This is a genomic window from Enterococcus sp. AZ128 (assembly GCF_051714485.1).
Classification (GTDB): domain Bacteria; phylum Bacillota; class Bacilli; order Lactobacillales; family Enterococcaceae; genus Enterococcus_A.
In genome coordinates this window covers 122770-147905 of the sequence record NZ_JBIORZ010000003.1, presented here as the reverse complement: position 1 = coordinate 147905, position 25136 = coordinate 122770, and the positions used below count along the sequence as shown (strand labels likewise).

Here is a 25136-nt window from a genome sequence, read left to right as displayed (position 1 = left end):
AAACATTCCTTAGAATAAAGAAAGGAATTTTATAATAGGTATTTCATTTGACGGCACAAGATATTGGGGGTATATTAAATAAGTTGAAAAATACGCACTATATTTTGTATGAAGCGAGTTGGAGGTTTATGAGCGTGATCGTATTAGCAGGAACTATTGGAGCAGGAAAATCAAGTTTGACCGCGATGTTATCAGAGCATTTAGGCAGTCAGGCTTTTTATGAATCTATTGATGATAATGAGGTATTGCCGCTGTTTTATGCTGATCCAGAGCAATATGCATTCTTATTACAGATTTATTTTTTAAATAAACGTTTTGACAGTATCAAAAAGGCGATGCAAGATGACAACAATGTTTTGGATCGTTCAATCTATGAAGATTCTTTATTATTTCATTTGAATGCTGACCTTGGCCGAGCAACAGAGACAGAAGTGAAGGTCTATGATGAATTGTTGGCGAACATGATGCAGGAATTGCCTTATGCTGCCCACAAAAAGCACCCAGATTTGTTGGTACACATTCGTGTTTCCTTTGAGACGATGATGGAACGTATTCAAAAACGCGGCAGAGAATATGAACAATTAGAATTCGACCCAACTTTGTATGACTACTATAAAGAATTAAACGGCCGATACGACCAATGGTATGAGGATTACAATGAAAGTCCTAAGATCCAAATCGATGGTGATCGTTTGAACTTTGTTGATAACGCGGAGGCGCGGGATGAAGTGATTCGTTTGATTGATGAAAAAATCTTAGAAGTCCAAAGTGTTCCTGCTGAATAATCGTTAAGGACCTGTGACAAAAGTCTTGTCACAGGTCCTTTTTCCGAACAAACGGTGTGTCAGAAGTAGCTTCTTCTTCGCAGGCTACGTATACAGTTACTGCTAAGTTTCACTAAGCAGAGCTAGCATTCGGAAATAAGCCGAAATTTCTTGAAGCTGACCACTTCTGTCACAACCTCTTTTGTTTAGTCGTTTATAGGTATCCAAACGATTAAGAACTGTCTAAAAAAACGCGCAAGAAGAAAGGGACGTACATTTCTTCTTGCGCGTTTTTAGAATTCTCTGGATGTTAAACAAAAGCTATTCTTGGTATCTTTGATAATAGTTTTTGGCTTTTTCCATATGCAATTGGGAAATGATTTTGTAAAAATGTGTTTCAGATGTTGGCAGGCTGCTTAATTGAGTTAACTGGTCATTTAGTTCTTGCGAATATTTTGGGAAATCTAAGTAGGTATTCACGATACTGGACATAAAACGCAACTGTAAAGTTAGATACAAATTATCTGACTTAACGACAGCTTCATTATAAAACTGAAGGCAGTTTTTTGCTTCTTGAATGTCATTGATCATTAGCAGCCATTGAATCCGATTAAAATAGAGATCACCGATTTCTTCAAAATAAACTTTTGCTTCAAATATTTCATATTTTGCCAGCTCATCAATAAGCCTCGCATACAGCTTGTTTTCCTTTTCTTTCTCTTTTTCAGAATAAGAAAGAAGGACGAGTTTCCCCAGTTTGATTTCCTTTAGTGTCCACATTTTCGCAGCATCTAAATAGGCAAGAATTTCAAAAAAAGGTGAACGAGAGAACTTATAAAAATTTGTATTGGTAATAAGTATTAGCAAATAGGCCTTTATAGCCAGATAACGCATTTCTGTTTTAGGGTGCTGATGGTACTTTTCGAAGATCTCATAAAGGGCTTCGAATTTCCCTGAGCTGTATAACTGGTCAATTTCAATCTCTAAAATCTTTTCTTCATCTTTTTCAAAGCGCTCTTTAAAATAATCAAATTCTGTCGGGCTGATCCCTAAGTTATTTAAAAAACCTTTGAACTTAGTTACCTCAACCGAATGTTTTCCCGCTTCGAAATCACTATAAAAGGTTTTTGAGGCAATGCCAGTATAAATTTCTTTTTGTGTATAGCCTTTTTGCTTGCGAATTGTTTTAATAATTTTTCCGTTCATAACTTCTCCTATCAATAATTCCTGTATACAGGAATTATACTTGTTTTTAGCGTCAACCTGCATGCTATATTTTAAAAAAAGCAAACAGGGGGAATAGTTAAATGAACAAAACATATTTTAAATTAATTGGTGCGTCAGTGGTGTTTACTATGGTCATCAGCTTATTTTCAGCAGCAGGTATCGCGTTTACATTAAGTGAAAATGGTGTAATCCTATGTCAGATAGTCGCATTTATGATTTGCGGGACAGTTAGTTTCTTTTATATGAAGAAAAAAGATCCGACGTTTAAACAATTTGGTTTCAAAAAAGTTCAACCAAACAAAGGATTAACCAGATTTATAATATTGGTTATATTGATTCAACCAGCTATTTTAGGAATTAATTTCAATCTTTCATTTTCAACGTTGGGCTTGATCGTTCTTCAGATGCTGCTAGTCGGCCTGGTTGAGGAAACATTTTTTCGAGGAATCTTTTTCTATGCTTTAAAAAACCACTCGCCAAAAGTTTTTATTACTTTTTCTAGTATTGTATTTGGACTGTTGCATATGGCTAGCAGTTTAAATCCTGAAACAGCTCTTATCTTGGTGATTTTACAGGTTCTAAATGCAGTGCTGCTAGGTTTGGTTTTTTCGGTAATCTATTATATGCATACGTCTATCTATACAGTTATTTTCTTTCATGGATTATTTAACGTGTTCGCTGCAATCGCTAATGCGGGATCGATCGAGAGAAACATCGTAGCGGTGCTGCTTTTAAGTATCTGCTATATTCTATTTTTGATTTATTACAGCAGAGTATTCGCTTCTGTCAAAAAATCTTTTTAGTGTTTGTAAAGAGGGGCCTGTTGAGGAATAAACAGCATTGAATGAGGATAGAATGAAAGTTTTTGTTATACTGAGATTAGGATGAATCAGTACTAGGAGGTTCCTGATGGACAGCAGACAAACATTCAATCAAGAGATGTGTTCGTGGATCAATGTAGATGCTACACAACCCCATGAGATAAAAAAATTGAGAGCCAGCTATGCGCTTAGCGATGAGATGCTGACATACGCACTGGACGATAACGAACGGGCGCGGGTAGAATATGATCCGATGGAAAAGGCCCTGCTTTTAATCTTTAATGTACCAAATCTCTTAAAAAAGGATAATCATTACGAGACGAGTCCGATGGCATTTATCTTGAAGGATCATTACTTCATTTCTTTTGTAAACGAGCGAACCTCATATGTTGAGAATGTTATCGAGAATATCTTATCAAATGAACCGAATCAAAGTACGGCAAGTTTGTTGTTCCACACGCTGTTCCTTGTTTCCGACTATTATTTTCCTTTAGTAGAAGAGGTGGATAGTCAACGAATCCATTTAAACAAAAAGCTGCGGGAAAAAACAACGAATAGGAATTTGCTGGCTCTTTCTGATTTAGAGATCGGTTTAGTTTATTTGGTGACTGCGACCAAGCAGAATGCCGTGTTGTTGGAGCAAGTAAAGGTTCAAACAATTTTCTCCAGTTTTACAGATAAGGAAAAAGAAGAGTTGGATGATGCGTTGATCGAGGCAAGACAAGCAGTCGAGATGACGAAATTATCCAGTGAGATTTTGGATCAATTATCGGGTACCTACAATAATTTATTGAATAATAATCTGAATGACACGATGAAAATTTTAACGATCTGGTCATTATTATTGACGATTCCAACGATCGTGACAGGTTTCTTTGGGATGAATATGCCGTTGCCCTTCACCCATTCTGAAGCGGGGTGGATTGTAACATTAATTATCAGTTTGGGATTATCCGTGTGGTTGATCCTGATTTTATGGCGCAGAATACGTTAAAGAGGTGGTGACAGAAGTGGTCAGCTTCAAGAAATTTCGGCTTATTTCCGAATGCTAGCTCTGCTTTGTGAAACTTAGCAGTAACTGTATGCGTAGCCTGCGAAGAAGAAGCTACTTCTGGAACATCGTTTGTTCGGAAAAGGAGCTATGACAAAAGTCTTGTCATAGCTCCTTTTAATATTCCATCTGTGCTTTTGCGGGTAGTTTTAATATAGAAGGATCAACTTACAGGATGAACGTTTCGATAACCTCTGCTACAGCACTTTGCTCATGATCTGCGATCGTCGTATGTTGTGCGGCTTCTTTTACAGCGGGTACCGCATTTGCCACAGCGATTCCTAATTCAGCAGCGTGAATCATCGCCAAGTCGTTGGTATTGTCGCCGATAGCGATCGTTTCGTTCATCGGGATGTTTAGATGATCGGCCAGAGTTTGTAAGGCCCCCCCTTTGCTGACGCCTTTGGGATTAAATTCAATGTAACGATTTGAAGAGTAGCTGATCTCTAGCATATCATGAAGATCCGCCGGCATGTCTTGTTCTAATTTTTCTAAATAGCTGCGATCTAAATTTTGGAACAAGGCTTTATAGCAGACCTGATCTTTTAGAAAACGGATATCCTGATCCAGACGTTTTTCGTGAGGAATCGTTGTCAGATACGCATCTTCTTCGGGGTTGCTATGGTACACATAGGTTTGATCAAAGGTATAGAGATGGATCGCTACATCATAGTTTGAGCCAAATTCAAATAGACGCGCGAGAATTTCAAAGGGCATAGGGAAATCCTTAATGATCGCAGGGCCTTGATTTTCAACCACCACACCACCGTTAAAACCGATCATATAATGGTTTGCCTTATTTGCCGCGCCCAATTCCTCCAAGGTTTGTTTGATCGAATAAAATCCTCGCCCGGTTGCTGGTGCGAAGACCAAACCTTTGGCTTCGGCCATTTTTATTGTTTCTTGCGTTCTTTTTGAAACGTGGCGGCCTTTATCTAACAATGTTTCATCCAAGTCGCAAGCAATCAATCGGTACATAGAAGAGCCTCCTTCATTTTTCTTCTCTTCATTATAGCAAAAACCGAGTGGGGTCACTCGGTTTTCTGATCATTCTATTTCATTCGAATGAAATTTGCGATTGTAAAATTCTAGACTCGTACTCATCAGCCAGCCGGCTAGAAGTCCTAATAAACTACCGATCACGATTCCAAGAAAACGAAATTGGATCAGGGAGTAGAGGTATTGCTGCCGAACTAACATTGAGAGCATCAAGGCCATTGGAGTGGTAAAGAATTGGGCGATCGCGTAATTGCGTTTAACGAAATATTCTACCGTCATAAATAGGGCTGTAATCAACAGCAATGTTTCGAAAACAGATAACGGCAAGTTCAATAAAAATGCGGCAATTACAAGGCCGATGATCGTACCAAAAATTCGTTGAATATTGCGATGGGCCATCGCCCGAAGATTGTCGCCCTGTAAAATGGATGCACAAGAGACAACCAGCCAATAAGGATTTTTCAGCTGCAAGCCCATACTTAGATAGACAGCGAAAAATAGAACACCACTATATAAAAGACTATCGATGACCACAGCAGGATCATCATTGATTCGCGACTTCAACGTTTTTTCTGCTTTGCCTTCTGGAAAGGGTCTGCTCTCGATAAAGTGTAAGATGAACGCTACGGTTAAAGCGAAAAGAACGCCGATTAAAAAGTAGCCGCTCATTACTGGAATTCTAGCTAAGGGTATTTTTGTACTTGCGCCCATTGCTGTAACCATAACAATGAAAAAAGGGCCAGGTTTTGCGATCCCGTATAAGCGGAAGAAGAATCTTCCTAAAAAAGCAACAACAGCGACTACGATGGGTGCAGTCCAAGCGACATGGGTCGAAAGCATTCCGAGAAAATTCGCTGCAGTTAAAAAACTGCCTACGATAGACAGGCGCAACATTAATTGTTTTAGCGGAAGTCGTTGATAATAGAGAAAGGTGAAAATACCTAAAGAGCCGAAACTAGAAATAACTAGCTGGTGAGATAAATAGCCGGTGAATAAAATACTGATCATACAAAGGCCGGCACCGATCAAGCGCAACGGGGATTCCTTTGGTTTGTTGTAATGAATCAATTCTTTGATAAAAGAATGTTCCACACTATCACTTCCTTCATTTATACGTTAGCATACAAACAAAAGAAAATTCAATAGAAAGTTTCTGAAAACGATCAATAATTATGATTTACAGGTTGACTTTCTATAAGATAGCTTGTATACTGTTAAAGTTGAGAAATAAAAGCAGAAGCACCCGCTTCTCGCCTTATGCGACTATATCGCTGGGCTAGATAGTTAATGACTGATCTTTTCGATGAGTCGAACTACGTGCGGGTTCGTAAAGAACTCGTTTTTTTATTCGCTTTTTTTCTCTCAAAAATTTTGGAGGTGAATGACCATAGCAAAGGATATGATGGTTAACGACGGCATTCGTGCACGTGAAGTACGTTTGATCGGACAAGACGGTGAACAATTAGGTGTGAAAACGAAAGTAGAAGCCCTAAAAATTGCTGAACAAGCAAACCTTGATGTAGTCCTAGTCGCTCCTGGTGCGAAACCACCTGTTGCGCGTATTATGGATTATGGTAAGTATCGCTTCGAACAACAGAAAAAAGAACGTGAAGCTCGCAAGAAACAAAAAGTGATCAACGTTAAAGAAGTTCGTTTGAGCCCAACAATCGACGTGAACGATTTTAATACAAAACTTCGTAATGCACGTAAATTCTTGGAAAAAGGCGACAAAGTGAAAGCTTCAATCCGTTTCAAGGGCCGTGCCATTACCCACAAAGATATTGGTCAAAAAGTTCTTGATCGCTTAGCTGAAGAAACTGCCGATATCGCGACAGTGGAACAAAAAGCGAAGATGGACGGACGTAGCATGTTCTTAGTGCTTGCACCGAAAGAGAAGAAAGACTAGTAATAATTTTGAGAATGCTTCTTTGACTCTAGTTAAAGAGTATGCGAAATGAAAAGTAGGAGGAAATTTAGTCATGCCAAAACAAAAAACACATCGCGGTTTAGCAAAACGCGTAAAACGCACTGGTAACGGCGGTTTAAAACGTTTCCGCGCGTTCACAAGTCACCGCTTCCACGGAAAAACTAAAAAACAACGTCGTCAATTACGTAAAGCATCTATGGTATCAAAAGGCGATTACAAGCGTATCCGCCAACAATTGGCACGCATGAAATAATTGCGCTACCCGCTTTACAACTTAAAAAATTCAATGATTTATTTATTAGGAGGAATTAAACATGGCACGTGTTAAAGGTGGAACTGTAACTCGTAAACGTCGTAAAAAGACATTAAAACTAGCTAAAGGTTACTACGGTTCTAAACACACTCTATTTAAAACAGCTAAAGAACAAGTAATGAATTCATACAACTACGCATACCGCGATCGTCGTCAAAAGAAACGCGACTTCCGTAAATTGTGGATTGCACGTATCAACGCTGCAGCTCGTATGAACGGCTTGAGCTACTCAAAATTAATGCACGGTCTTAAAGTTGCCGGTATCGAAATCAACCGCAAAATGTTAGCTGACTTAGCAGTTAACGATGCAGCTGCTTTCACTGCACTAGCTGACCAAGCAAAAGATTCATTAGCTAAATAAGCTTATAAACGTTGATAAATCAACGTTAACCCCCGCTCATTCGAGTGGGGGTTTTGTTTGATCTGAATACGTCTCTTTTTCGACTTTTTGTTACGGTCGGGATGCTTTTTCTTCTGACAGGACCTTTGGTTTTTGAAGGCTATGCAGATGAAATGCTTTTCTTTTTTTTACTGTTTTCATCCAAAGTTCGATTAACTAGATGGATGATAAATTATAGCGTAAAATCAAGTTTACGAAGAGGATGCATCTAGATAAAGCTTAAGGAGAGAGGAAATGAAAAATAAACTGCAGCGTTTACTGGTTATCAGTTTGATCTTTATTTGTGTTTGCTTTGCGGCGTATCAGTTTTTTGACAGCTTGATTGTCTTGACGGTTTTTGTAGAAGTGATATCTTTCGTGTTGTGTAGTTACTTGGTTTTTATTGATAAACGTCCTTCTACGTCAAAATTTGCGTGGGTATTTGCTATTATGCTCTTTCCTTATATTGGCATTCTCCTGTTTTTCTTAGTAGGTAGTAATCCTACGTTCAGACGTTTTTCTTCTATACAAAAAAGAAATGAACACTTGCTGCAGCAATCTATAGCCCAATTATTAAGCGAGCACTCAGAGATACACAGTGAACCTTATTCTATTTCGAAAGAGCTGACCTATCTTTCGGGAAACGAACCGTTGAAGGGAAATCAAGTAATACATCTGGCGGATGGGGAACAAGCGTATCAGGAATTATTAAAGGATCTTAAAAAGGCCAAGCATCATATTCATCTAATGTATTTCATTTATAAGGCGGATGAAACCGGTCTTGAGTTGGCTGATATATTAATAGCGAAAGCCAAGCAGGGGGGAAAGGTTCGATTTATTTATGATAGTGTGGGATCGATAAAACTGCCTTTTGAGTTTATCTCTAAATTGAAGGAAGCCGGAGTTTTGGTTCGTGCCTATGACTTAGTTAATTCTCCCTCTTTGAGTACCAGGATAAATTGGCGCAACCATCGGAAAATGGTTATTATCGATGGTCACATCGCTCATATGGGCGGCATGAACTTAGGAAATGAGTATCGGAGCATGACCGATAAATTTAACTATTGGCGCGACACAAACCTAAGAATTTTAGGACCTAGTACGATTTATTTGCAGTATATATTTTTATTGGATTGGCTCTTCTTGAATGAGGATGAGCACGCCTTGCAGCCATTTTTTGCTGAGGAGCAAAGTTATTTTCCATTGGAAAAGGATTATTCTGAAGAGCGCAGTGACATCTGTCAAATAATTTTTGGAGGACCTTATGATTCAGAACGCATTCTAAGGGACTCCATCATGGAGCTGTTTGGGAAAGCGGAAAAATCTATCCAGATAGCGAGTCCGTATTTTGTACCGGATGAGGAGTCATTATCTGTTATCCGGCGTGCGGCAAGATGCGGCTTAAAGGTGCAATTGATCATCCCGGGAAAAGGGGACCGTGCTATCTCTTACTATGGGAATAACTCTTTTGTAGATCGGTTGTTGTCTGCTGGAGTGGAGGTTTACGCCTATGATTCAGAGTCTTTTTTACATTGCAAATACTTGATTGTTGATGGCGTTGTTGCATCGGTGGGTTCGACAAACTTTGATATTAGAAGCTTCCATTTGAATCATGAACTATCGGCATTTTTATATGGACCAAGTGCATTGGTTAGTGAGATCCAAGCACAGTTTGAAGAAGATATTCGCAGATCGAAACGTTTGAGCCGCGAAACACAAAAAACAAGGACAATGACAACTGTTGTAAAAGAAAGATTAAGTGAATTTTTTACCCCGCTGCTTTAATCTATGTGAAAGCAACGGGGTATTTTCTATTTTTAGATGTTAAAAAGCAAGTCTTGCAGTTCCTGCCATTCCGTATCTAAAGGGATGTCTGATAGACGATAAAGATCAGATGAAGTCAGTGTGAGCTGTGGTTCAAAATTGTACACGCACAAATCAATTTGCAATGTACTAAGCAGTTCGTTCGTTAATGGACGATTGAATAAGAAATGGTATTCAACGTCGTTTGGGATTACCTTTTTTGCTAGAGCCTTATAATAACTTACGGAAGAAGAATCCCCCGTTAAGGCAAAGAGCACCTTTTTCTTGTTATATTTTTTTACTTCATACAATAAGGTCAAGCGAGCGGCTACATCTTCCACCTGTGAAAAGTATTCATGATTTTCTAAAATACGACACCAAATGGAAAACGTATCAGGGTAATTATTTTTAGCTTTGCGGATCAGAACGCGGGAATATTTTTGAAACAGGTCCGTGCATTCAGTTAATATTGATAGATTTGTAAGATAGGATTGAATGGCTGATTTCGCCTTATGATTTAGTACTAGATTTTGTTTTGAGTCGATAAAAAATTTCGTGATGAGCACGTCTTGTTCTGTAAATTCTTGAATAAAGTCATTGGTTAAGTACGAACTGTTCGATTCATAAATAATGGTGTCGATTTGTGCGAAATAGGAGAATAAGACTTCTTGATTTCGTTTGTCCTCATTAAGTACCTTTGGATGAAGGTACGAGGAGAAGGCTGTCTTAAAACGGCGATAGCTGTCTTTATGTTCATATTTTTCAAGTATCGGGGTATCAAATTCAATAAAATGCTGGTTTTCTATTCGTTTTTCTATGATGAACATCCAAATCGTTGCTCTGTAATAATCGAAATTCAGATTGAGATCATATTCCTTTTTCATGACTTCTAAGACTTCGGTTATCTCGTGATATTGATCATTATGGATGATCGGTGCGCTGCTCTCATGAATGGAGCGGAAATATTGGAAGAAAAAGTAACGAATATCCGCTTCGTCGCCAACTAGAGAAAAATTAGCAACATCAAGATCAAGCTTGAAATCTTTAAGGACTTTACGAAAGGTCTTGATATAATTTTTCATTGTAGATTCGGATATATAGAGATCCAAAGCATACGTAATCAAGTCTTTTTTCTCTTCATAAAAAATAGATTCGATAATATGAAATATTGGATTGTCTGAAATCAGGCTATCGATATAAGTGATAATCTCGCGGCTGGTTCCGTATTTTTCCAGGGACAAGGTGTGATTGAATTCTTCTAATAATAAAGCATTCGGCAAGTTATCGATCAAATAGGCAATATCCTGCTGAATAGTTTTGTAAGAAACATCACAGAGGTCGCCAAAGGTTTTTAGCGATACCGGACGATTGGCTTCAAGTAAAATTTGTAGGATTTTGATTTTTCTTTTTATCGATTTATCGACCAGCAGGTCATAGGAGTAAGTATTCATTTGAGAGGTCCCCCTTATCTTAAAGTATCAATGCGCTTACATTATAATACGAACAGTCTTAATAAATAAAACATTTGCCTTAAATATTAATAAAATCTCTTCGTTAGAGGAAATATAAGTATTTGAGGCTTTTTTTTATATTATTTTAGCTAAGATATTTCCATAATTTGGAATTATTTTATTTGTGAGAAGGCTGTCTATTTACTAAACTGGTTATACAATCTATTGTTGGAATTCGTTATGGGATATTTCGAAAATAGATAAGTAAGAAATTCAGAAGGAGAATCGTTATGAGTAAAATTGTGGTCATCGGTAATGGGGATGTCGGTTCAAGCTATACGTTTGCTTTAATGGCGCAAGGCGTTGGACACAATGTCGGAATTATAGATTTGGATGCTAAAAAGGTCGCAGGCGATGTGAGAGATCTTACGAACGGCTTGGCCTATGTTGGTCCTAAAAGTATTTATTCCGCTGAGTATTCCGATTGTTCGGATGCTGATTTAATTGTCATCACAGCTGGAGCGGCACAAAAGGAAAACGAAACCCGGCTAGATTTGGTGAAACGAAACGCACGGATTATGAAGTCGATTGTTCACTCGGTGATGGCCTATGATTTCGCTGGAATATTTCTGATTGCCAGCAATCCGGTGGATGTTCTTACTCATTATGTAAAGAAACTGACTGGTTTTCCCGCAAATAAAGTCATTGGCTCTGGAACTTCTTTAGACAGCGCCAGATTAAGAAGTGCGGTAGGCGAAAAATTTCAAATAGATCCGCGAGATGTAAATATATATATTTTAGGTGAACATGGAGACACTCAATTTCCTGTTTGGTCTCATGGAAATATCGGCGGGCTGAAAATCACGGAATGGCTGGATCAGCATCCTGAATTTTCAAAAAACGACTTAATTGAGTTGTCTGAAAATGTGAAAAATGAAGCCTATGAAATCATCAATTACAAAGGATCTACTCATTACGGAATCGCTATTTCGCTAGCAAGAATCACAAAAGCCATTTTGCAGAATGAAAATTCTGTGCTTCCGGTTTCGGTTCATTTAGCGGGGCAATACAATAGTGAAGATGTTTGTATTGGTTCTAATGCGGTTTTAAATAGAGAAGGAATTCGGGAAATTATTGAGATTCCGTTAGATGAAGAGGAAATGAAGAAAATGGATTTTTCTATCCAAACGCTAAAGGATATGCAAAAAGTCGTGCTGGAAAGTGATCATTGATACGGAAAAAGAGGTTTGATTAATTTGAAGAACGTTGATGTATGTTAAAGGAAAGCCTAAGAGATGGTGTTATTCTCTTAGGCTTTTTTTGTATGCAAGCCCGACAATCAGGGGGGATGAAATGGCTTAACAGAGCCCGTGAACAAATTTTTTCTAATAATGGGAAATAGTTTGTTTGAGGGCGCCGTATTATTTTATTAAACTAGCACCATACTCATTAAGGAGTCGTCACGAAGGGGGAACGGGTATGAAAGACAATACTATTTTAAATGTAAACAAAGGATCAAAAAAGGGACATCCTATTCTAAATAAAGAAAAGAAAAGCGGCACGCTTCTTACTTTTCTACTACAGCTGTTAAAAATATCAGTAGCGGTAGTACTATTAGCAATTAGTATCAATCTATTTTTAGGGCCTCATGATATTGCCGCTGGTGGTGCCAGCGGGATCGGGATATTAGCGGAATCAGCTTTAGGAATCGATCGTTCATGGGTCGTATTATCCTTGAATGTCATCGTTCTGATTCTAGCTGCTTTATTCTTAGGAAAAAAGATTTTCTTCAATACATTGATTGGAAGTCTATTGTTTCCGTTAGCGTTGCGTATCGTTCCGATCGGCATGTTAACTGAGGATCGCTTATTATCCGTTATCTTCGGAAGTATCATTTTCGCGGTGGGAGTAGCCATCTTATATAAAATTCAAGCCTCTAGTGGCGGAACGACGATCCCACCGCTGATTTTTGAAAAATATTTTGGTGTGAACCCATCGCTGGGATTGTTGCTGACGGACATGGTAATTGTTTTTATGAGTCTTTATGTGTTTGGTTTTGAAGAGTTTCTATTCGCGATCTTATCCATCGGGATTACGTCCATTGTCATGAATTATATTGAGAACGGATTGAAGAGAAGAAAGGCGGTTATGATTATCAGCCAAGACGATACAAAAGAAATTCGCGATCAATTAACTAGCGAGATCGATCGAGGAATGACGGTATTTGATGCTAGAGGCGGAAAAAATGATTGTGATAGAGAAATGATCATGGTAGTGGTGACTGGGCAGGAATATCAGTTGGTTAGAAAAATCGTAGATGAGATTGATCCTAAGAGTTTCATGATCACATATAATGTGGCGGAAGTTCATGGTTTGGGATTCACGTATCATCCGATTCAATAATAAGGAGGAAAAATAATGGAACCTATATTAGCTTTTACTATTGTAATGTTTATTTGGACGATTGGAGAGTTTGTTTCAAACAAAAGCAAGGCGTTGATTTCAATGATGCTGGTAGCGTCTCTGATCTTTTTGGTTGGTTTTGCGACGGATTTACTGCCGCATGATTTGATTCAGGATTCGGGATTATTAGGTTTAGGAAATGCGGTCATCGGAGTGATTATCGTTCATTTAGGAACAATGATGAGCTTTAAAGATTTGAAGCTGCAGTGGAAGACCTTTGTTATTGGGTCTCTGACCGTTGTTTTGATGACAGTACTACTCATTTTCTTCGGTGAAATGATTTTTGATCGAAATATTGCTGTAGCTGGAACGGCATCGATAACTGGCGGCACCCTTTCGATTTTAATGGTACAGGAGAAAGTAAGCGAGATTCAAAACGCTGGCGGCGATTTAGGTATTTTATCTAGTTACTTATTAGCGGTATTCCCGCTCTTGATCTTAAATTTAAAAAATCTAGTAGGCTTCTTATTTACAGCGAATATCTTGAAAAAAGAAGCGCTTCGGGTGAGAAAACAATACCGTGCTGGCGAGCTGACATTTTTTGAACAGGAAGTAGCTGAAAATACAACTGAGGCTAAGGAAAGTATCTTGCCAGAGTTTTTACGGACACCATACGGCACGCTCTTTTTACTAGGACTGACAATGTATGTCTCTCGATTTTTAAGTCAATTAACTAATGGAACGGTAAATGCCTTTGTGATTGCTTTGTTGTTGGGGATTATCTTGCGCCATTTCAGAATTTTGAAGCCTAATGCGCTATCTTCAACCGATTCGTTTGGCTTGCTGATGATTTCTATCATGGTTATCGCGTTTGGACCATTAGCAGATATTGTTCCGGCGGATCTCTTGCATTTGATTGGGCCGATCGCTTTCTACTTGGCGGCAGGACTGGCGATTATCTTTATTGCTTCATTCTTCATTGGGAAGCAAGTTGGTTATTCAGGACCATTATCCATTGCAGTCGGGATGACTACGCTCTTTGGTTTCCCTGGGACAATGGTTCTAACGAAAGAAGCCGCGGCAGCTGTCGGAGAAACAGAAGAAGAAATTGCGGTGATTGAGCAGAATATTCTACCGATTATGGTAACGGCAGGTTTTTCTACAATAACGATAACTTCGGTCATTACCGGCGGATTAATTGTTGGTTTGATGCTGGGATAGGTTTTTAGGGATAAAGAGGTTGATTATGAAGAGATTTAGTAAGTATTTTGTGATTGGATTGTTGAGTGTTGCGGTGATCTACTTTGCGTTTTTCTATAGAATTCCAGATTTATATATAACTAAGCCGGGGCCAGTAGCGGATGCGATGGAAATGGTCTCGGTAGCAGACAGCGCGTCAAAAAGTGATTCGGAAATTTTGGTGACAACGGTCAAACGGAAGCAAGGGACGGTATTTACCCTGATCAAAGCGTTGATCCATCCTTATCAAAATTTATCAAAAGAAAGTCAGAACTACGAAGCAGTAAGGCAAGATAGCAGAGATGTTCAGCAGGCCTTTATGGCTAACTCTAAGCAAACAGCGGTTACGGAAGCCTTTCGATTGGCTGAAAAGGAGAAGGAGCTTGAGTTTACTGGGATTCGAGTAATGACTATCAATCGAGATGTGCAGGCTTTGGAGGAACTTAGAATAAACGATGTCATCCTTTCAATAAATGGCGAAAAGGCTACACCTGGTGCTCTAGCCACACTCCCTCAAAGATTGAGGGCGGCTCAAACAGAACTTGTCGTAGCGAGAGAAGGTAAAAAACAGGAACTATCTATCCCGCGAATTACAAGAAGCGGCTATTTGTTAAATGGCGTATTAGCAGTGACTGCCAATGAATCAGTTAGGATAAATTCTAAGGGATTCGGCGGTCCTTCGGCTGGAGCGATGCTGACGTTAAGTATCTATCAACAGATTACTGGCCAGGACCTGTTGAATGGCAGGACAGTTGCTGGTACAGGAACGATAGAAGCAAACGGGAATGTCGGTCTTGTGGGTGGTATCCCGCAGAAAGTATATGCAGCGCATCATTCCCAAGCGGAGATTTTCTTTGTTCCGTATTTGGGCAATGAGGAAGGAACTTTTTCAACAAATTACTTCGAAGCCAGAAAAGTAGCGGCGGATATTCACTCTGAAATGACGATTGTCCCTGTTGGAGATATGGCGGATATTATTGAATATTTGGAAATGAATACTTAAGAAAAGATGGGGGAACAGCTATGAATACAGAACGTTTAGTGAAAACATTTATCGAGCTGGTTCAGATTGACTCTGAATCAAGAAATGAAGGAAAAATCCACGAATACTTGAAAAATAAATTTATGAAGCTGGGATTGGAAATCGTTGAAGATGCCAGCCAGGAAATGACCGGATTAGGTTCCAATAATTTGATCGTTAAATATCGTGGGAAAGACCGCAGCAAACGGCCGCTTTTCTTTTCCTGCCATACAGATACGGTATCGCCAGGAAATGGCATTGAGGTCATTGAAGAATCGGGCATTTTGTCCTCTAAAGGAGAAACGATTTTAGGCGCAGATGATAAGGCGGGAATTGCGATTATCATCGAAGCAATCGAAACAATTCAAGAGCAGGGGATCATAACCGGCGATTTAGAGTTTGTTTTTTCTCCAGGAGAAGAAATCGGCTTGATCGGTGCCTCGGCTTTGGACATGCAGCTGATCGAAGCAAGCGATGGGTATGTTTTAGATAGCGGGGGAGAAGTTGGCCGCGTGACGATTGCCAGCCCGACGCTATTCATGTACGAGGTTCGACTAAAAGGGCGGTCAGCGCATTCGGGACTAGAGCCGGAAAAAGGAATTTCGACTGTTTCGATCTTATCTGATGCGTTACAAAAGATCGATATAGGCCGAATCGACGAGATGACAACGTCAAATATCGGGGTGATCGACGGCGGAAACGCCACGAATATTGTAATGGATTCATTGAAGCTGAAGGGAGAAGTTCGTTCTGTACTACCAGAAGTGGCGGAGCAATTGCTGAAGGAAATAGAAGAGGCCTTCAATGGAGCGGTCCAGAAATATGGTGGTTCCTTTGAAATGACGGTGAAAAAAATGGCTACAGGATACAACATTTCTGATGAAGCTATGATCATGCAGATGTTAGCTGAAGCAGTAAATAAGCATGATCTTTCCTTGATAAAAGAAATCAGCGGAGGCGGAAGCGACGCAAATATCTTTAATGAAAAAGGAAAAGAAGTGGTCAACCTGTCGATCGGTTACGAAAAAATCCACACGACAGAGGAGTATATTGCTATCGCGGAAATGGAGAAGGCTGTTAAATTGGTGGTTGAATTGGTAGAGATGGCGCCTAAAGGGTAAGAAAAATCATTTGAACAGAGGTATTGGACAATAGCCGGATGAGGCTGAATTGCGGATCTAAGGAGGCGTTAGGTGATGATTTCAACAATCTTTCTGCTAATAAGTTTGGGCGTTTGTTTCGTCATGTTTTTAAAATGGTGTAAAAAAACTTTTTCTAGAACGAATCAGTTAATGCTGTCATTAGTCTTTGTGTTGCTTTCGCTCTTTCTCATTATGCTTTCTTCTGTTCAAATATTTTTCAGATCCTAAAGTGTTTTCTTTAACTGGAAAGAATCCATAGTTGTACGATAAATTTGCGAATGGCGGGAGAAAAAATGAACGAGATTCATTCATTTCAACAAAAGGAAATACAACAAGCGCAATTCTTCTATGAATGTGCCATGAAGGAGTGCGAGACAAAATTTCAAATTCTTTTTTCTGAATTACTAATGACAAATGAGCGCTCATCTATTCAGGGCGTGAATTCAAGAGTGAAGACAAGCACCTCGATTTATGAGAAGTGCGATAGAAAAGGTGTCTCTATAAAACTAGATGATATCTTGGCGAATATTTTTGACGGGGCTGGTGTTCGTGTTATCTGTTCGTATATTGATGACGTGTACCGAATCAGAGAGATGTTTCTTGGACAAGACGATGTGGTCTTGGTGAAGGAAAAAGACTTCATTAAACAACCCAAATCAAATGGGTACAGAAGTCTGCATCTGATCGTCCAATTACCTGTGTTTTTGTCCAATATGAAGAAAAATGTGGTAGTGGAGGTGCAGCTTCGTACTGCGGCTATGGATTTCTGGGCGAGCTTAGAGCATGAGTTGAAATATAAGAGCGACAACAAAGACCCCGCCTTAATCAATGAGCTGCGCATCTGTTCGGATAAAGCACATCTATTGGATGATGAAATGATGGGCGTGAGAGATAGAATCATCGCATTTAATTTAGATTTAGACAGTACGAAGAAATGATCCTGAGCATATTAGGAGATACATAGAATGACTTGTGCTATGGTAACTATAGACAATGATTGACGCATTTTAGTGAATGTGTTTTTGATCAATAAGCAAAAATTGTAGGAGGAGAATCCCATGAAATCACTATTTAAGTTTATGGTTGCTAGTACACTTATTGTAGGCGGCGTTTTAGTAGCAGGAACAATTTTGACAACTAAGAAGATCGACGAATATGGCGATGACCTGCAAAACTTTTTACATTAATCAATCTGAGAATTAAAAATCCGTACTTCTTTATTGAGGTATGGATTTTTTTGTTTTTTAAAACACAATTATTTCAGTCTTCCATGAAATTATCGACCTTAAAAATTGTTATTTATCCGTATACTTAAGGTATCAAATAAATGCGATGGAGGAATACATATGAAATGGTATAAATTATCAATTGAAGATATCTTACATAAAGTAACGTCACAAACGACTGGTTTAAATAAAGAACAACGTAACGCTCGTTTAGAAAGTAATGGGCCTAACAAAATGGAAGAAAAGGAACAGGCGAAGCTATGGCGTAAAATCGCGAAGCACTTTACGGATTTGCTGATGATTGTTTTGATCGTAGCCGCGCTTTTAAAATTTGCGACAGGCGAGGCAGTCGAAGGCGGTATTATTTTCTTAGTAGTGATTGTCAATGGCTTCGTCGGATACTGGCAAGAACGGAAGGCCGAAGAATCACTGGACGGCTTGAAGCAAATGATGGGACAGGAAGCTACCGTTTTGGATGATGGTCAGCCGCTTAAGCTGAATTCGGAAGAGCTAGTTCAAGGTGACGTGGTAATCTTGAAAGCCGGTGATGTTATTCCCGCGGACCTGCGTTTGATCGAAGTTCATGATCTGACTGTAGAGGAATCAATTTTAACGGGAGAATCAGAGGCGGTCGAAAAAAAGGTTGAGGCTATCTCACAAGATGCCATGGCTGGTGACCAGCTGAATATGGCCTTTTCAGGCACACTTGTACAAACAGGATCGGCCCGTGGCGTAGTCGTTGAGACCGGCGATGCGACAGAAATCGGAAAGATCAATCACGCGTTGCAGTCGATTCAATCGCAAACGACACCGTTAGTTAAGAAGATGCATCAATTAAACAAGCAAATTTTTAGAGGGATTTTAGCCTTGATTGTTTTCCTGCTGTTCTTTACAAGTTTCCGATACGGAATGGACTGGAGCTTGATGTTCTCTGCTAGTATCGCCTTGATCGTAGCGATGATTCCTGAAGGATTGCCGGCTGTTTTGACCATGATCCTTTCGATGGGTGTCAAGGAAATGGCTGACGAGAACGCGATTATCAAAGGAATGCCAGCGGTAGAAACATTAGGTTCAATGACGGTGATCTGCTCTGATAAAACAGGGACGCTTACAAAAAATGAGATGACTGTGCAGGAAGTTGTGACCGAAGAATTGCCGTTAGTAAAAGAGATCATGAACAATTGTCAGGAATTAAAGACGAAAGATAACCAAAAAATCGAAGAGATCCACGGCAATCCGACAGAATTGGCGCTATTAAATTATGTAGCGAAAGAAGAGCAGCAATTAAAACCAGTAACAGCGAAAATTCCTTTCAGCTCTAGTTACAAATATATGGCGACGATGCATGCAGAGGGTGAAGACCAAGTAATCTTTGTTAAGGGAGCTCCCGAAGTATTATTGGAAAAGGCTGATTTAACAAATGAAGAGAAAATGCTTTGGGAGGAGCGGGGATTAGAACTAGCTAGTAAAGGGCAGCGTGTACTAGGCTTTGGCTATAAAAAAGTATCCTCAACAGAGTTAACTCACGAGGCATTGTCAGGACTGACATTCGCTGGCTTGGCGGGGATTATCGATCCGCCAAAAGAGAGTGCGATTCGAGCAGTTGAGCAGGCGCAGCAAGCAGGCATCTCGGTTAAGATGATCACTGGCGATCATAAGGCAACTGCGCAAGCAATCAGTGAGCAAATCGGTTTGAAGCACACCTCGAAAATTTTAGAGGGTGCTGATATTGACCGAATGACGGATGAGGACTTGGCTGAAGCTGTTGGACAAGTAGATGTGTTCGCTCGTACGACGCCAGATCACAAGCTGAGAATCGTGACGGCATTGCAGAAAAAAGAAGAGGTCGTGGGAATGACCGGTGATGGAGTGAACGACGCCCCCGCCTTAAAACAGGCTGACATTGGTATTGCAATGGGAATCAAAGGCAGCGAGGTAAGTAAACAAGCCGCGGACATGGTCCTAGCTGATGATAATTTTTATACGATCGTAAAAGCTGTGAAGGAAGGCCGCCGAATTTTTGATAATCTGCAAAAGACGATCAATTTCTTTTTACCCACGGCATTAGCTCAAGGCTTGATCGTAATCGTGGCCTTGCTGATGAATCAACCGTTGCCGCTGACGCCGATCCAGATCTTGTGGGTCAACATGGTTACGACGATCACGCTATCTTATGCATTAGGTTTTGAGAAGGCGAGCCGCGATACGATGACACGTCCGCCGAGAGACACGAAGATGGGCATTCTGTCAGGCTACAGCTTCTTTAGAATCTTGTATGTTTCCTTGCTGATCATGATTCCAGCCTACTTCTTATCTATGCGCTTTGATGGAGCGGCCCTGCAGCAGACGATTCTTTTACAGAGCATTGTTCTAGGACAAGCTGTTTACATGATCAATTGTCGTGAGCAGTTTGACCCAGCGATCAATCGCCGCTTCTTTGAAAATAAATTCCTGTTTATTTCATTAGGTATCCTCTTCGTCCTTCAACTAGGAGTTGTCTTCTTACCACTAGGGCAGCAGTTGATTGGCACGACGGCACTTAGTCTAACGCAGCAATTGGTAATTTTAGGAAATGCGCTGCTGTTGTTCTTCGTTGTTGAAATTGAGAAGAGAATCAGTAAAGGGATTTTTCGAAGAAAGGAAAAAACGGTCAGCCATTACCAAAATGACTAACCGTTTGAATTAAAGATACGAATGGGAAGTGAGTTCAGTCAATTGGCTGAGCTCATTTTTAGTTGGAATAGTAGATAGGTAGATTACAGGTAGCGTTGCGGAATCTAATGGGATATTAGAAAGAATCAAATCTCCAGTTTGAATAGCTTCGTCCTGCAGCTGAGAAACTTCAATAGAGACTAAGTTGACCCGCTTGCCTAAAAGGTCCGCTAATTCTTGCTGCAGAAAAGCTTTCCAGGCAGGTTCGCTTTGAAAAATAAAGAAGACCGTTTTTGTATGAGGCTGGATCGTAAAAATTGCTTGCTGACTGAGCAGCGAAAAGAGATTAACAAAATAGGTCGTATCTCCGATCGCAGAAAATTGCGGCAGACTGGTAAAGAGTTCGGTACTCTTTTTCGTCAAAACGGCATATTCTTCATTTCTTTGCAGCAACAGTTCTTGGTATTCGAGTTGGAATTGCTTTGAAAGTGCCGGTGATTCGGCATATTTTAATACTAGCAGCAACAAATTGGCTGGGAGCGTCGTTTGCGGCAAGGCTGGTAAATGCAGTTCATCAGCGATTTCTTGAACGGTTTGCTGGGTTTTCTTCTGCAACAGCGGATACCCTTTAGCCATCACCTCTGAAATTCTTTTTCCTAACGGATTGTTGTAGTTCCAGCTTTCTAAAAAGCAGAAAAAAGCAAAGAAGATTTCTTCATCCTGCAGGTAGACGCCTTCTTTTTCATACAGCTCTTTTAAAAGCGGAGCAAAAAGAATAAACAAGGGATCGTTTGCGTCAAAGTTGAAGTCATCAATCGGACAAGCGGCTTTAATACGGATGCTATTGATGAAAAACCAGCAAATACCAAAGATCTGTTCGGTGTCTACTGACAAGTTCTCGGTGAGTTCTCTGGTTAAAAAGCGTAAATAATGCTCCTCGTGAATCGAATAATCCTCGAAAAAGTAATTGTTATGGGTGAAAGGAAGCAGCAGCCGATGATAAAAAATTCGGATAGCACTTTCTTCGCCGATCAACTGGGCGCGTGTAGAGGTTAAGCGGATCTTGATCTTATAGGGCGCTAGCTTTCGATTGATCTTGGTTCGCTGCCGTTTGAGTGTTTCGTAGGAGACACCGGTTTCATCAAGAAAGCGCGGAATGTTTAATTCCTTTGTAAAAAATAATTTTTTGAACAGCTGCAGACTAACAGAATGAGGCAAAAAGGCTTCCCAGAGATCATTGGTCAATGATTTTTCCTGTGAGATCAAACGAATGCCGCTTTTATCAGAGTCTAATGTCCAATGTTCCGGCAGGTAGCCGCGAATCAGCTGCAGATCAGAAAAAATGGTTCGTTCTGTCGTACCAATTTTTTTCGCTAGGTCTTTGGCGGTTAACTGGGAATGGTTAAGAAGCTGTTCCAAGAGTAAAATCTGACGATAAATGTCCTTTTCAGTGATGAGCTTTTTCAGCATCGAGTACATACTCTTTCCTCCTTTGGAAACAAGCATACGAAGAAAGAGACGATGGGTCAAGTCGCAGCTGTCCTAATGATGGCTAGGTCAGGTTTTGAGGGCTGGGGATTTTTTTTATGGGGGAAATAGTCTATACTTCTATAGGTAAGAGAAAATGTTTTTTCAGAGAGGATGGACACCATGTTACAACGAAAAATCGGCAGCAGCTATTGGGAAACTTCAGCGATCGCACTTGGGATCATGCGAATGGCAGCGCTAACGCCAAAAAAAGCAGCAGAGGCTTTAGAATCAGCATTAGAAAGCGGGATCAATTTTATTGATTCAGCGGATATGTATGGCGATGGAAAATCAGAATTGATTTTTGGCGCGGCGATGAAAGAAGCGAAGATCTCCCGCGATAAATTCTTTATTCAATCAAAAGGCGGCATCGTAACTGGCGATGACAAACGGTATGATTTTTCGAAACAGCATTTATTAGATTCTGTGGATGGTATCCTGGAACGCATGGAGATCGACTATTTAGATAGTTATCTTTTGCATCGTCCTGATCCATTGATGGAGCCGGAGGAAATCGCGGAAGCTTTTGATATCCTGCAAGCAAGCGGCAAAGTTCGTCACTTTGGTGTATCGAATTTTAATCCCGAACAGTTTCAATTATTGCAATCCCATGTGGATCAAAAGCTATTGATCAATCAATTGCAATTTTCAATCATGCATACAGGGATGATTGATTACGGAATGCATACAAATATGACAGATACACGTTCATTTGACCACGATGGTGGCGTATTGGAATTTTCTCGTCGTAAAGGTGTCACGATCCAAGCATGGTCGCCATTCCAATATGGATTCTTTGAAGGTGTCTTTGTTGATAACGATAAGTTCCCAGAGTTGAATGAGTTATTAGCTCAGTTAGCGAAAAAATATCATACGAATAAAAACGCGATCGCTACTGCTTGGATATTACGTCATCCAGCCAATATGCAAGTGATCTTAGGTACGATGAATCCAACGCGGATCAAAGAAAGTGCTGCAGGCGGCGACGTAACCTTGACGAAACAAGAATGGTACGATGTGTATTTCGCAGCTGGAAATGATCTGCCTTAAGAAGCAGCACAGGTAAAAGTGATTTATTGGAAATAATAGAACAGCAACTTCAATTGTTTTACAATTTAAAAAGCATAAGAAAGTCCGATTCAGCAATCAATAGATGATTGCTGAATCGGGCTTTTTTTTTCAATGGCTGATTTAGCAGCCCTAATGATGGAGAAAATTTTTTCATCAAGTCATTCACATGGTTCTTTTTTTAATATAAATAGAAAATATTTTGTTTAACTAATGTTATTTATCATCTTATTATTATGTATATCGAAAAGAAAATTGTTTTAAGGTATGTTTTTTTGGTTTCTATCAATTATTTCTCTGTTAAAAAACAGTTGAAGTTATCTCTGTTATAAATTACAATGATTATAAATAAACCAAAAAATAATTTAAAAATTTAATGAATTGGGTTTTATTAAGTTAAAATTAGTCTTTTGTAACGGAGTTTAATTTGAAATTAATTCACAAGTGTTTTATATGAATTAATTTTTGTTGGGAGACTAAATGAAGAAGTGGAGAGGATGATCAATAAAATAACTATTGTTTTTATTCGAAAAGTAAAAAAGGCTTGGTTGAAACGTCCCCCGTGTCAAGGACACTTTAAGAAAAAGGAAGATAACTTTTCAGGTAGTTGTTGCTACAGATGTTCAACTATTTTTAGGTGGTGTGACTCCTTTTATTGGATACTCTCCCGTTGTTATATATTGATAGTACTCATTAGGGGATAGCTTAGCTAACTGCCATTGATAGCGTTCATTATTGTAATAGGTCATCCAATTATCTATGATTATTTTTACTTCATCAAACCCTATGCATTGACTAATATTTATTTCATCTTTCATATGACCATAGAAACTCTCTTGAGGAGCATTATCCCAACAATTTCCTCGACGCGACATTGATTGTCTTAGTTTTTTGTCTTTTACTAGTTGAATGAAGCTGTAGCTCGTATAGTGAAACCCTTGATCACTGTGAATTAATGTTTTCGTTGTTAAAGTTTCACCGTGATCATTCATCATTTGATTCATTGTGTCTAAAACAAAATCTACTTCCAACGATTTACTGAGAACATATGCCAATATTTGCTTGGTATAAGCATCCAATATCGTTGATAAATAACAGAATCCCTCATTGTATGGAATATATGTGATATCTGTTAGAAGTACAGCTCTTACACCATGCGTTGTGAAATCCCGGTTTAACAGATTCTCTGCTACATTGTTTGTTTTTAACGCCTTAGATATTCTTCGATATGGATTTGCCTTACGTATAGGGCAAATTAATCCATATTTTTTCATTAAGTGTCTTATTTTTTTAACATTCATCACTATTGGCGGTGTTTGATGTAACAACTTCATATGTATACTACGTGCACCTTTGGCGTAGCCTCGACAATTATATGCATTTAAAATTTTTTCAAAATCAACTTTATCTCTATCCTCTTTTTCTTCGCGCTTAGGCGCATTTTTCACCCAGCGATAATAACCAGAGCGTGAAACTCCTGCAATCTCACAAAGCATGACGGCTGACAATACATTGTCCTCTTGAGTCAGCATCTCATGGATAATCTTAAACTTACAACTGGATTCGCTCATGTTTAGTCGATTCGTTTTGAATTGTTTATTTTTGTAATTTTTTTTAGAAATTCAACTTCTTGACGCAAATATAAAAGTTCATGTTGTATTTGCTTTAATGATTGCGGCGAAAGCTCTTCTTGTAATTGAATTTTTTTAATACTTGCTCTTTTACTGCGATTTTCTCCTTCTTTAAAACCTTCTCCTGACATTGCTTGATTTTTTATTCTTTGAACAAGACTATCGATTCGTTTTTGAGGAAACATTGTTACGTCGTATCCAAGATCGCCAATAATTTTTTTCGGTGTATTTCCAGCTTGATAACTAATCCAAAAGTCTTCTTTAAATTTTGCGGTAAAGTACATTTTTTTAGGAGTGACTTTTAAAGTGTATTTGTTAGACTCTAGTTCCTTCATTTGTTTCTTAGTATATTCTTTCATTTCGTCTCTCCTACTAGATGCTTTGTTATATATTAACATCTTCCCGAAGATATTTTTATGTCCACTTTAGAGGGATATCCCTTTTTCTAAGTGTCTACTTTTAGGGATCCCTTCTTCTTAATCTGTCTACTTT

At 39.2% G+C, this 25136-nt stretch carries 23 protein-coding genes and 1 other annotated feature; of the genes, 16 read left to right on the top strand and 7 right to left on the bottom strand.

Going from position 1 to position 25136, the window contains the following annotated elements:
* The first annotated feature begins 128 nt into the window (after positions 1-128).
* Positions 129-785 carry a deoxynucleoside kinase gene (locus IGI38_RS19500; protein ID WP_438733896.1) on the top strand — a complete coding sequence of 219 codons (657 nt, stop codon included), beginning with the start codon at positions 129-131 and terminating at the stop codon, positions 783-785.
* Positions 786-1085: 300 nt separating this feature from the next.
* Here IGI38_RS19500 and IGI38_RS19495 read toward each other — a convergent pair whose 3' ends face one another.
* Positions 1086-1970, bottom strand: a complete 885-nt coding sequence (locus IGI38_RS19495; protein ID WP_438733531.1) for a helix-turn-helix domain-containing protein — start codon at positions 1968-1970, stop codon at positions 1086-1088.
* A 101-nt stretch (positions 1971-2071) separates the two neighbouring features.
* Between IGI38_RS19495 and IGI38_RS19490 the strand changes: the two genes are divergently transcribed.
* Both IGI38_RS19490 and IGI38_RS19485 read left to right on the top strand, forming a co-directional pair.
* The gene (locus tag IGI38_RS19490) at positions 2072-2794 is read left to right on the top strand and encodes a lysostaphin resistance A-like protein (protein ID WP_438733530.1); all 723 of its coding nucleotides are present in this window, start codon (positions 2072-2074) and stop codon (positions 2792-2794) included.
* Between the two features lie 106 nt (positions 2795-2900).
* Positions 2901-3806, top strand: coding sequence for a magnesium transporter CorA family protein (locus IGI38_RS19485; RefSeq protein ID WP_438733529.1), 906 nt, complete (start codon positions 2901-2903; stop codon positions 3804-3806).
* 225 nt (positions 3807-4031) lie between these two features.
* Here IGI38_RS19485 and IGI38_RS19480 read toward each other — a convergent pair whose 3' ends face one another.
* Positions 4032-4841, bottom strand: coding sequence for a Cof-type HAD-IIB family hydrolase (locus tag IGI38_RS19480; RefSeq protein WP_438733528.1), 810 nt, complete (start codon positions 4839-4841; stop codon positions 4032-4034).
* Between the two features lie 69 nt (positions 4842-4910).
* A complete protein-coding gene (locus IGI38_RS19475) occupies positions 4911-5954 on the bottom strand; it encodes an FUSC family protein (protein ID WP_438733527.1) in 1044 nt (347 codons plus the stop codon).
* A gap of 133 nt (positions 5955-6087) precedes the next feature.
* Positions 6088-6216, top strand: a sequence feature (ribosomal protein L20 leader region).
* A 27-nt stretch (positions 6217-6243) separates the two neighbouring features.
* On the opposite strand from IGI38_RS19475, the gene infC reads away from it, so the two are divergent.
* From infC to cls, 4 genes are all read left to right on the top strand, one after another.
* Positions 6244-6768 (top strand): translation initiation factor IF-3, encoded by a 525-nt coding sequence (gene infC / locus IGI38_RS19470; RefSeq protein WP_438733526.1) that lies wholly within the window; start codon positions 6244-6246, stop codon positions 6766-6768.
* A 73-nt stretch (positions 6769-6841) separates the two neighbouring features.
* Entirely contained in the window at positions 6842-7042 is a 201-nt protein-coding gene (rpmI, locus tag IGI38_RS19465) for a 50S ribosomal protein L35 (protein WP_010742869.1), read from the top strand.
* Positions 7043-7103: 61 nt separating this feature from the next.
* Positions 7104-7463 carry a 50S ribosomal protein L20 gene (gene rplT / locus IGI38_RS19460; protein ID WP_010747118.1) on the top strand — a complete coding sequence of 120 codons (360 nt, stop codon included), beginning with the start codon at positions 7104-7106 and terminating at the stop codon, positions 7461-7463.
* A 273-nt stretch (positions 7464-7736) separates the two neighbouring features.
* Positions 7737-9266, top strand: a complete 1530-nt coding sequence (gene cls, locus IGI38_RS19455; protein ID WP_438733525.1) for a cardiolipin synthase — start codon at positions 7737-7739, stop codon at positions 9264-9266.
* Between the two features lie 32 nt (positions 9267-9298).
* Here the strand turns inward: cls and IGI38_RS19450 are convergent, their stop codons facing one another.
* Positions 9299-10735: a helix-turn-helix domain-containing protein gene (locus tag IGI38_RS19450; protein ID WP_438733524.1), complete on the bottom strand. Its 1437-nt coding sequence runs from the start codon at positions 10733-10735 to the stop codon at positions 9299-9301.
* Between the two features lie 290 nt (positions 10736-11025).
* Here IGI38_RS19450 and IGI38_RS19445 point away from each other — a divergent pair, with 290 nt between their 5' ends.
* The 8 genes from IGI38_RS19445 (at position 11026) to IGI38_RS19410 (ending at position 20439) form a co-directional block, all read left to right on the top strand.
* The gene (locus IGI38_RS19445) at positions 11026-11967 is read left to right on the top strand and encodes an L-lactate dehydrogenase (protein WP_438733523.1); all 942 of its coding nucleotides are present in this window, start codon (positions 11026-11028) and stop codon (positions 11965-11967) included.
* 247 nt (positions 11968-12214) lie between these two features.
* Positions 12215-13138: a YitT family protein gene (locus IGI38_RS19440; RefSeq protein WP_438733522.1), complete on the top strand. Its 924-nt coding sequence runs from the start codon at positions 12215-12217 to the stop codon at positions 13136-13138.
* A gap of 15 nt (positions 13139-13153) precedes the next feature.
* Positions 13154-14359 (top strand): hypothetical protein, encoded by a 1206-nt coding sequence (locus IGI38_RS19435; RefSeq protein ID WP_438733521.1) that lies wholly within the window; start codon positions 13154-13156, stop codon positions 14357-14359.
* 25 nt (positions 14360-14384) lie between these two features.
* On the top strand, positions 14385-15380 hold the full coding sequence (locus IGI38_RS19430) for a S16 family serine protease (protein WP_438733520.1): 996 nt from the start codon (positions 14385-14387) through the stop codon (positions 15378-15380).
* 20 nt (positions 15381-15400) lie between these two features.
* Complete coding sequence (locus tag IGI38_RS19425) at positions 15401-16519, top strand: M20/M25/M40 family metallo-hydrolase (RefSeq protein ID WP_438733519.1); 1119 nt, start codon at positions 15401-15403, stop codon at positions 16517-16519.
* Between the two features lie 314 nt (positions 16520-16833).
* Positions 16834-17478 carry a GTP pyrophosphokinase gene (locus tag IGI38_RS19420; RefSeq protein ID WP_438733518.1) on the top strand — a complete coding sequence of 215 codons (645 nt, stop codon included), beginning with the start codon at positions 16834-16836 and terminating at the stop codon, positions 17476-17478.
* A gap of 120 nt (positions 17479-17598) precedes the next feature.
* Positions 17599-17727: a hypothetical protein gene (locus IGI38_RS19415; protein ID WP_010747051.1), complete on the top strand. Its 129-nt coding sequence runs from the start codon at positions 17599-17601 to the stop codon at positions 17725-17727.
* A gap of 159 nt (positions 17728-17886) precedes the next feature.
* Positions 17887-20439 (top strand): HAD-IC family P-type ATPase, encoded by a 2553-nt coding sequence (locus IGI38_RS19410; protein ID WP_438733517.1) that lies wholly within the window; start codon positions 17887-17889, stop codon positions 20437-20439.
* A 9-nt stretch (positions 20440-20448) separates the two neighbouring features.
* Here IGI38_RS19410 and IGI38_RS19405 read toward each other — a convergent pair whose 3' ends face one another.
* Entirely contained in the window at positions 20449-21897 is a 1449-nt protein-coding gene (locus IGI38_RS19405) for a helix-turn-helix domain-containing protein (RefSeq protein ID WP_438733516.1), read from the bottom strand.
* Positions 21898-22068: 171 nt separating this feature from the next.
* Between IGI38_RS19405 and IGI38_RS19400 the strand changes: the two genes are divergently transcribed.
* Entirely contained in the window at positions 22069-22995 is a 927-nt protein-coding gene (locus IGI38_RS19400; RefSeq protein ID WP_438733515.1) for an aldo/keto reductase, read from the top strand.
* 641 nt (positions 22996-23636) lie between these two features.
* Here the strand turns inward: IGI38_RS19400 and IGI38_RS19395 are convergent.
* Together IGI38_RS19395 and IGI38_RS19390 are read right to left on the bottom strand one after the other, a co-directional pair.
* Complete coding sequence (locus tag IGI38_RS19395; RefSeq protein WP_438725572.1) at positions 23637-24584, bottom strand: IS3 family transposase; 948 nt, start codon at positions 24582-24584, stop codon at positions 23637-23639.
* A 2-nt stretch (positions 24585-24586) separates the two neighbouring features.
* Positions 24587-25003 (bottom strand): HTH domain-containing protein, encoded by a 417-nt coding sequence (locus IGI38_RS19390; protein ID WP_438725573.1) that lies wholly within the window; start codon positions 25001-25003, stop codon positions 24587-24589.
* Between the last annotated feature and the right edge of the window lie 133 nt (positions 25004-25136).

Bases quoted from the DNA above. Each gene is read 5' to 3' on its own strand.
- rpmI (WP_010742869.1), top strand. From the start codon at position 6,842: ATGCCAAAACAAAAAACACATCGCGGTTTAGCAAAACGCGTAAAACGC.
- IGI38_RS19415 (WP_010747051.1), top strand. From the start codon at position 17,599: ATGAAATCACTATTTAAGTTTATGGTTGCTAGTACACTTATTGTAGGC.
- IGI38_RS19450 (WP_438733524.1), bottom strand. From the start codon at position 10,735: ATGAATACTTACTCCTATGACCTGCTGGTCGATAAATCGATAAAAAGA.
- IGI38_RS19410 (WP_438733517.1), top strand. From the start codon at position 17,887: ATGAAATGGTATAAATTATCAATTGAAGATATCTTACATAAAGTAACG.
- IGI38_RS19420 (WP_438733518.1), top strand. From the start codon at position 16,834: ATGAACGAGATTCATTCATTTCAACAAAAGGAAATACAACAAGCGCAA.
- IGI38_RS19395 (WP_438725572.1), bottom strand. From the start codon at position 24,584: ATGAGCGAATCCAGTTGTAAGTTTAAGATTATCCATGAGATGCTGACT.
- cls (WP_438733525.1), top strand. From the start codon at position 7,737: ATGAAAAATAAACTGCAGCGTTTACTGGTTATCAGTTTGATCTTTATT.
- rplT (WP_010747118.1), top strand. From the start codon at position 7,104: ATGGCACGTGTTAAAGGTGGAACTGTAACTCGTAAACGTCGTAAAAAG.
- IGI38_RS19405 (WP_438733516.1), bottom strand. From the start codon at position 21,897: ATGTACTCGATGCTGAAAAAGCTCATCACTGAAAAGGACATTTATCGT.
- IGI38_RS19500 (WP_438733896.1), top strand. From the start codon at position 129: ATGAGCGTGATCGTATTAGCAGGAACTATTGGAGCAGGAAAATCAAGT.
- IGI38_RS19485 (WP_438733529.1), top strand. From the start codon at position 2,901: ATGGACAGCAGACAAACATTCAATCAAGAGATGTGTTCGTGGATCAAT.
- IGI38_RS19445 (WP_438733523.1), top strand. From the start codon at position 11,026: ATGAGTAAAATTGTGGTCATCGGTAATGGGGATGTCGGTTCAAGCTAT.
- infC (WP_438733526.1), top strand. From the start codon at position 6,244: ATGACCATAGCAAAGGATATGATGGTTAACGACGGCATTCGTGCACGT.
- IGI38_RS19490 (WP_438733530.1), top strand. From the start codon at position 2,072: ATGAACAAAACATATTTTAAATTAATTGGTGCGTCAGTGGTGTTTACT.
- IGI38_RS19440 (WP_438733522.1), top strand. From the start codon at position 12,215: ATGAAAGACAATACTATTTTAAATGTAAACAAAGGATCAAAAAAGGGA.
- IGI38_RS19480 (WP_438733528.1), bottom strand. From the start codon at position 4,841: ATGTACCGATTGATTGCTTGCGACTTGGATGAAACATTGTTAGATAAA.
- IGI38_RS19390 (WP_438725573.1), bottom strand. From the start codon at position 25,003: ATGAAAGAATATACTAAGAAACAAATGAAGGAACTAGAGTCTAACAAA.
- IGI38_RS19495 (WP_438733531.1), bottom strand. From the start codon at position 1,970: ATGAACGGAAAAATTATTAAAACAATTCGCAAGCAAAAAGGCTATACA.
- IGI38_RS19430 (WP_438733520.1), top strand. From the start codon at position 14,385: ATGAAGAGATTTAGTAAGTATTTTGTGATTGGATTGTTGAGTGTTGCG.
- IGI38_RS19400 (WP_438733515.1), top strand. From the start codon at position 22,069: ATGTTACAACGAAAAATCGGCAGCAGCTATTGGGAAACTTCAGCGATC.
- IGI38_RS19435 (WP_438733521.1), top strand. From the start codon at position 13,154: ATGGAACCTATATTAGCTTTTACTATTGTAATGTTTATTTGGACGATT.
- IGI38_RS19425 (WP_438733519.1), top strand. From the start codon at position 15,401: ATGAATACAGAACGTTTAGTGAAAACATTTATCGAGCTGGTTCAGATT.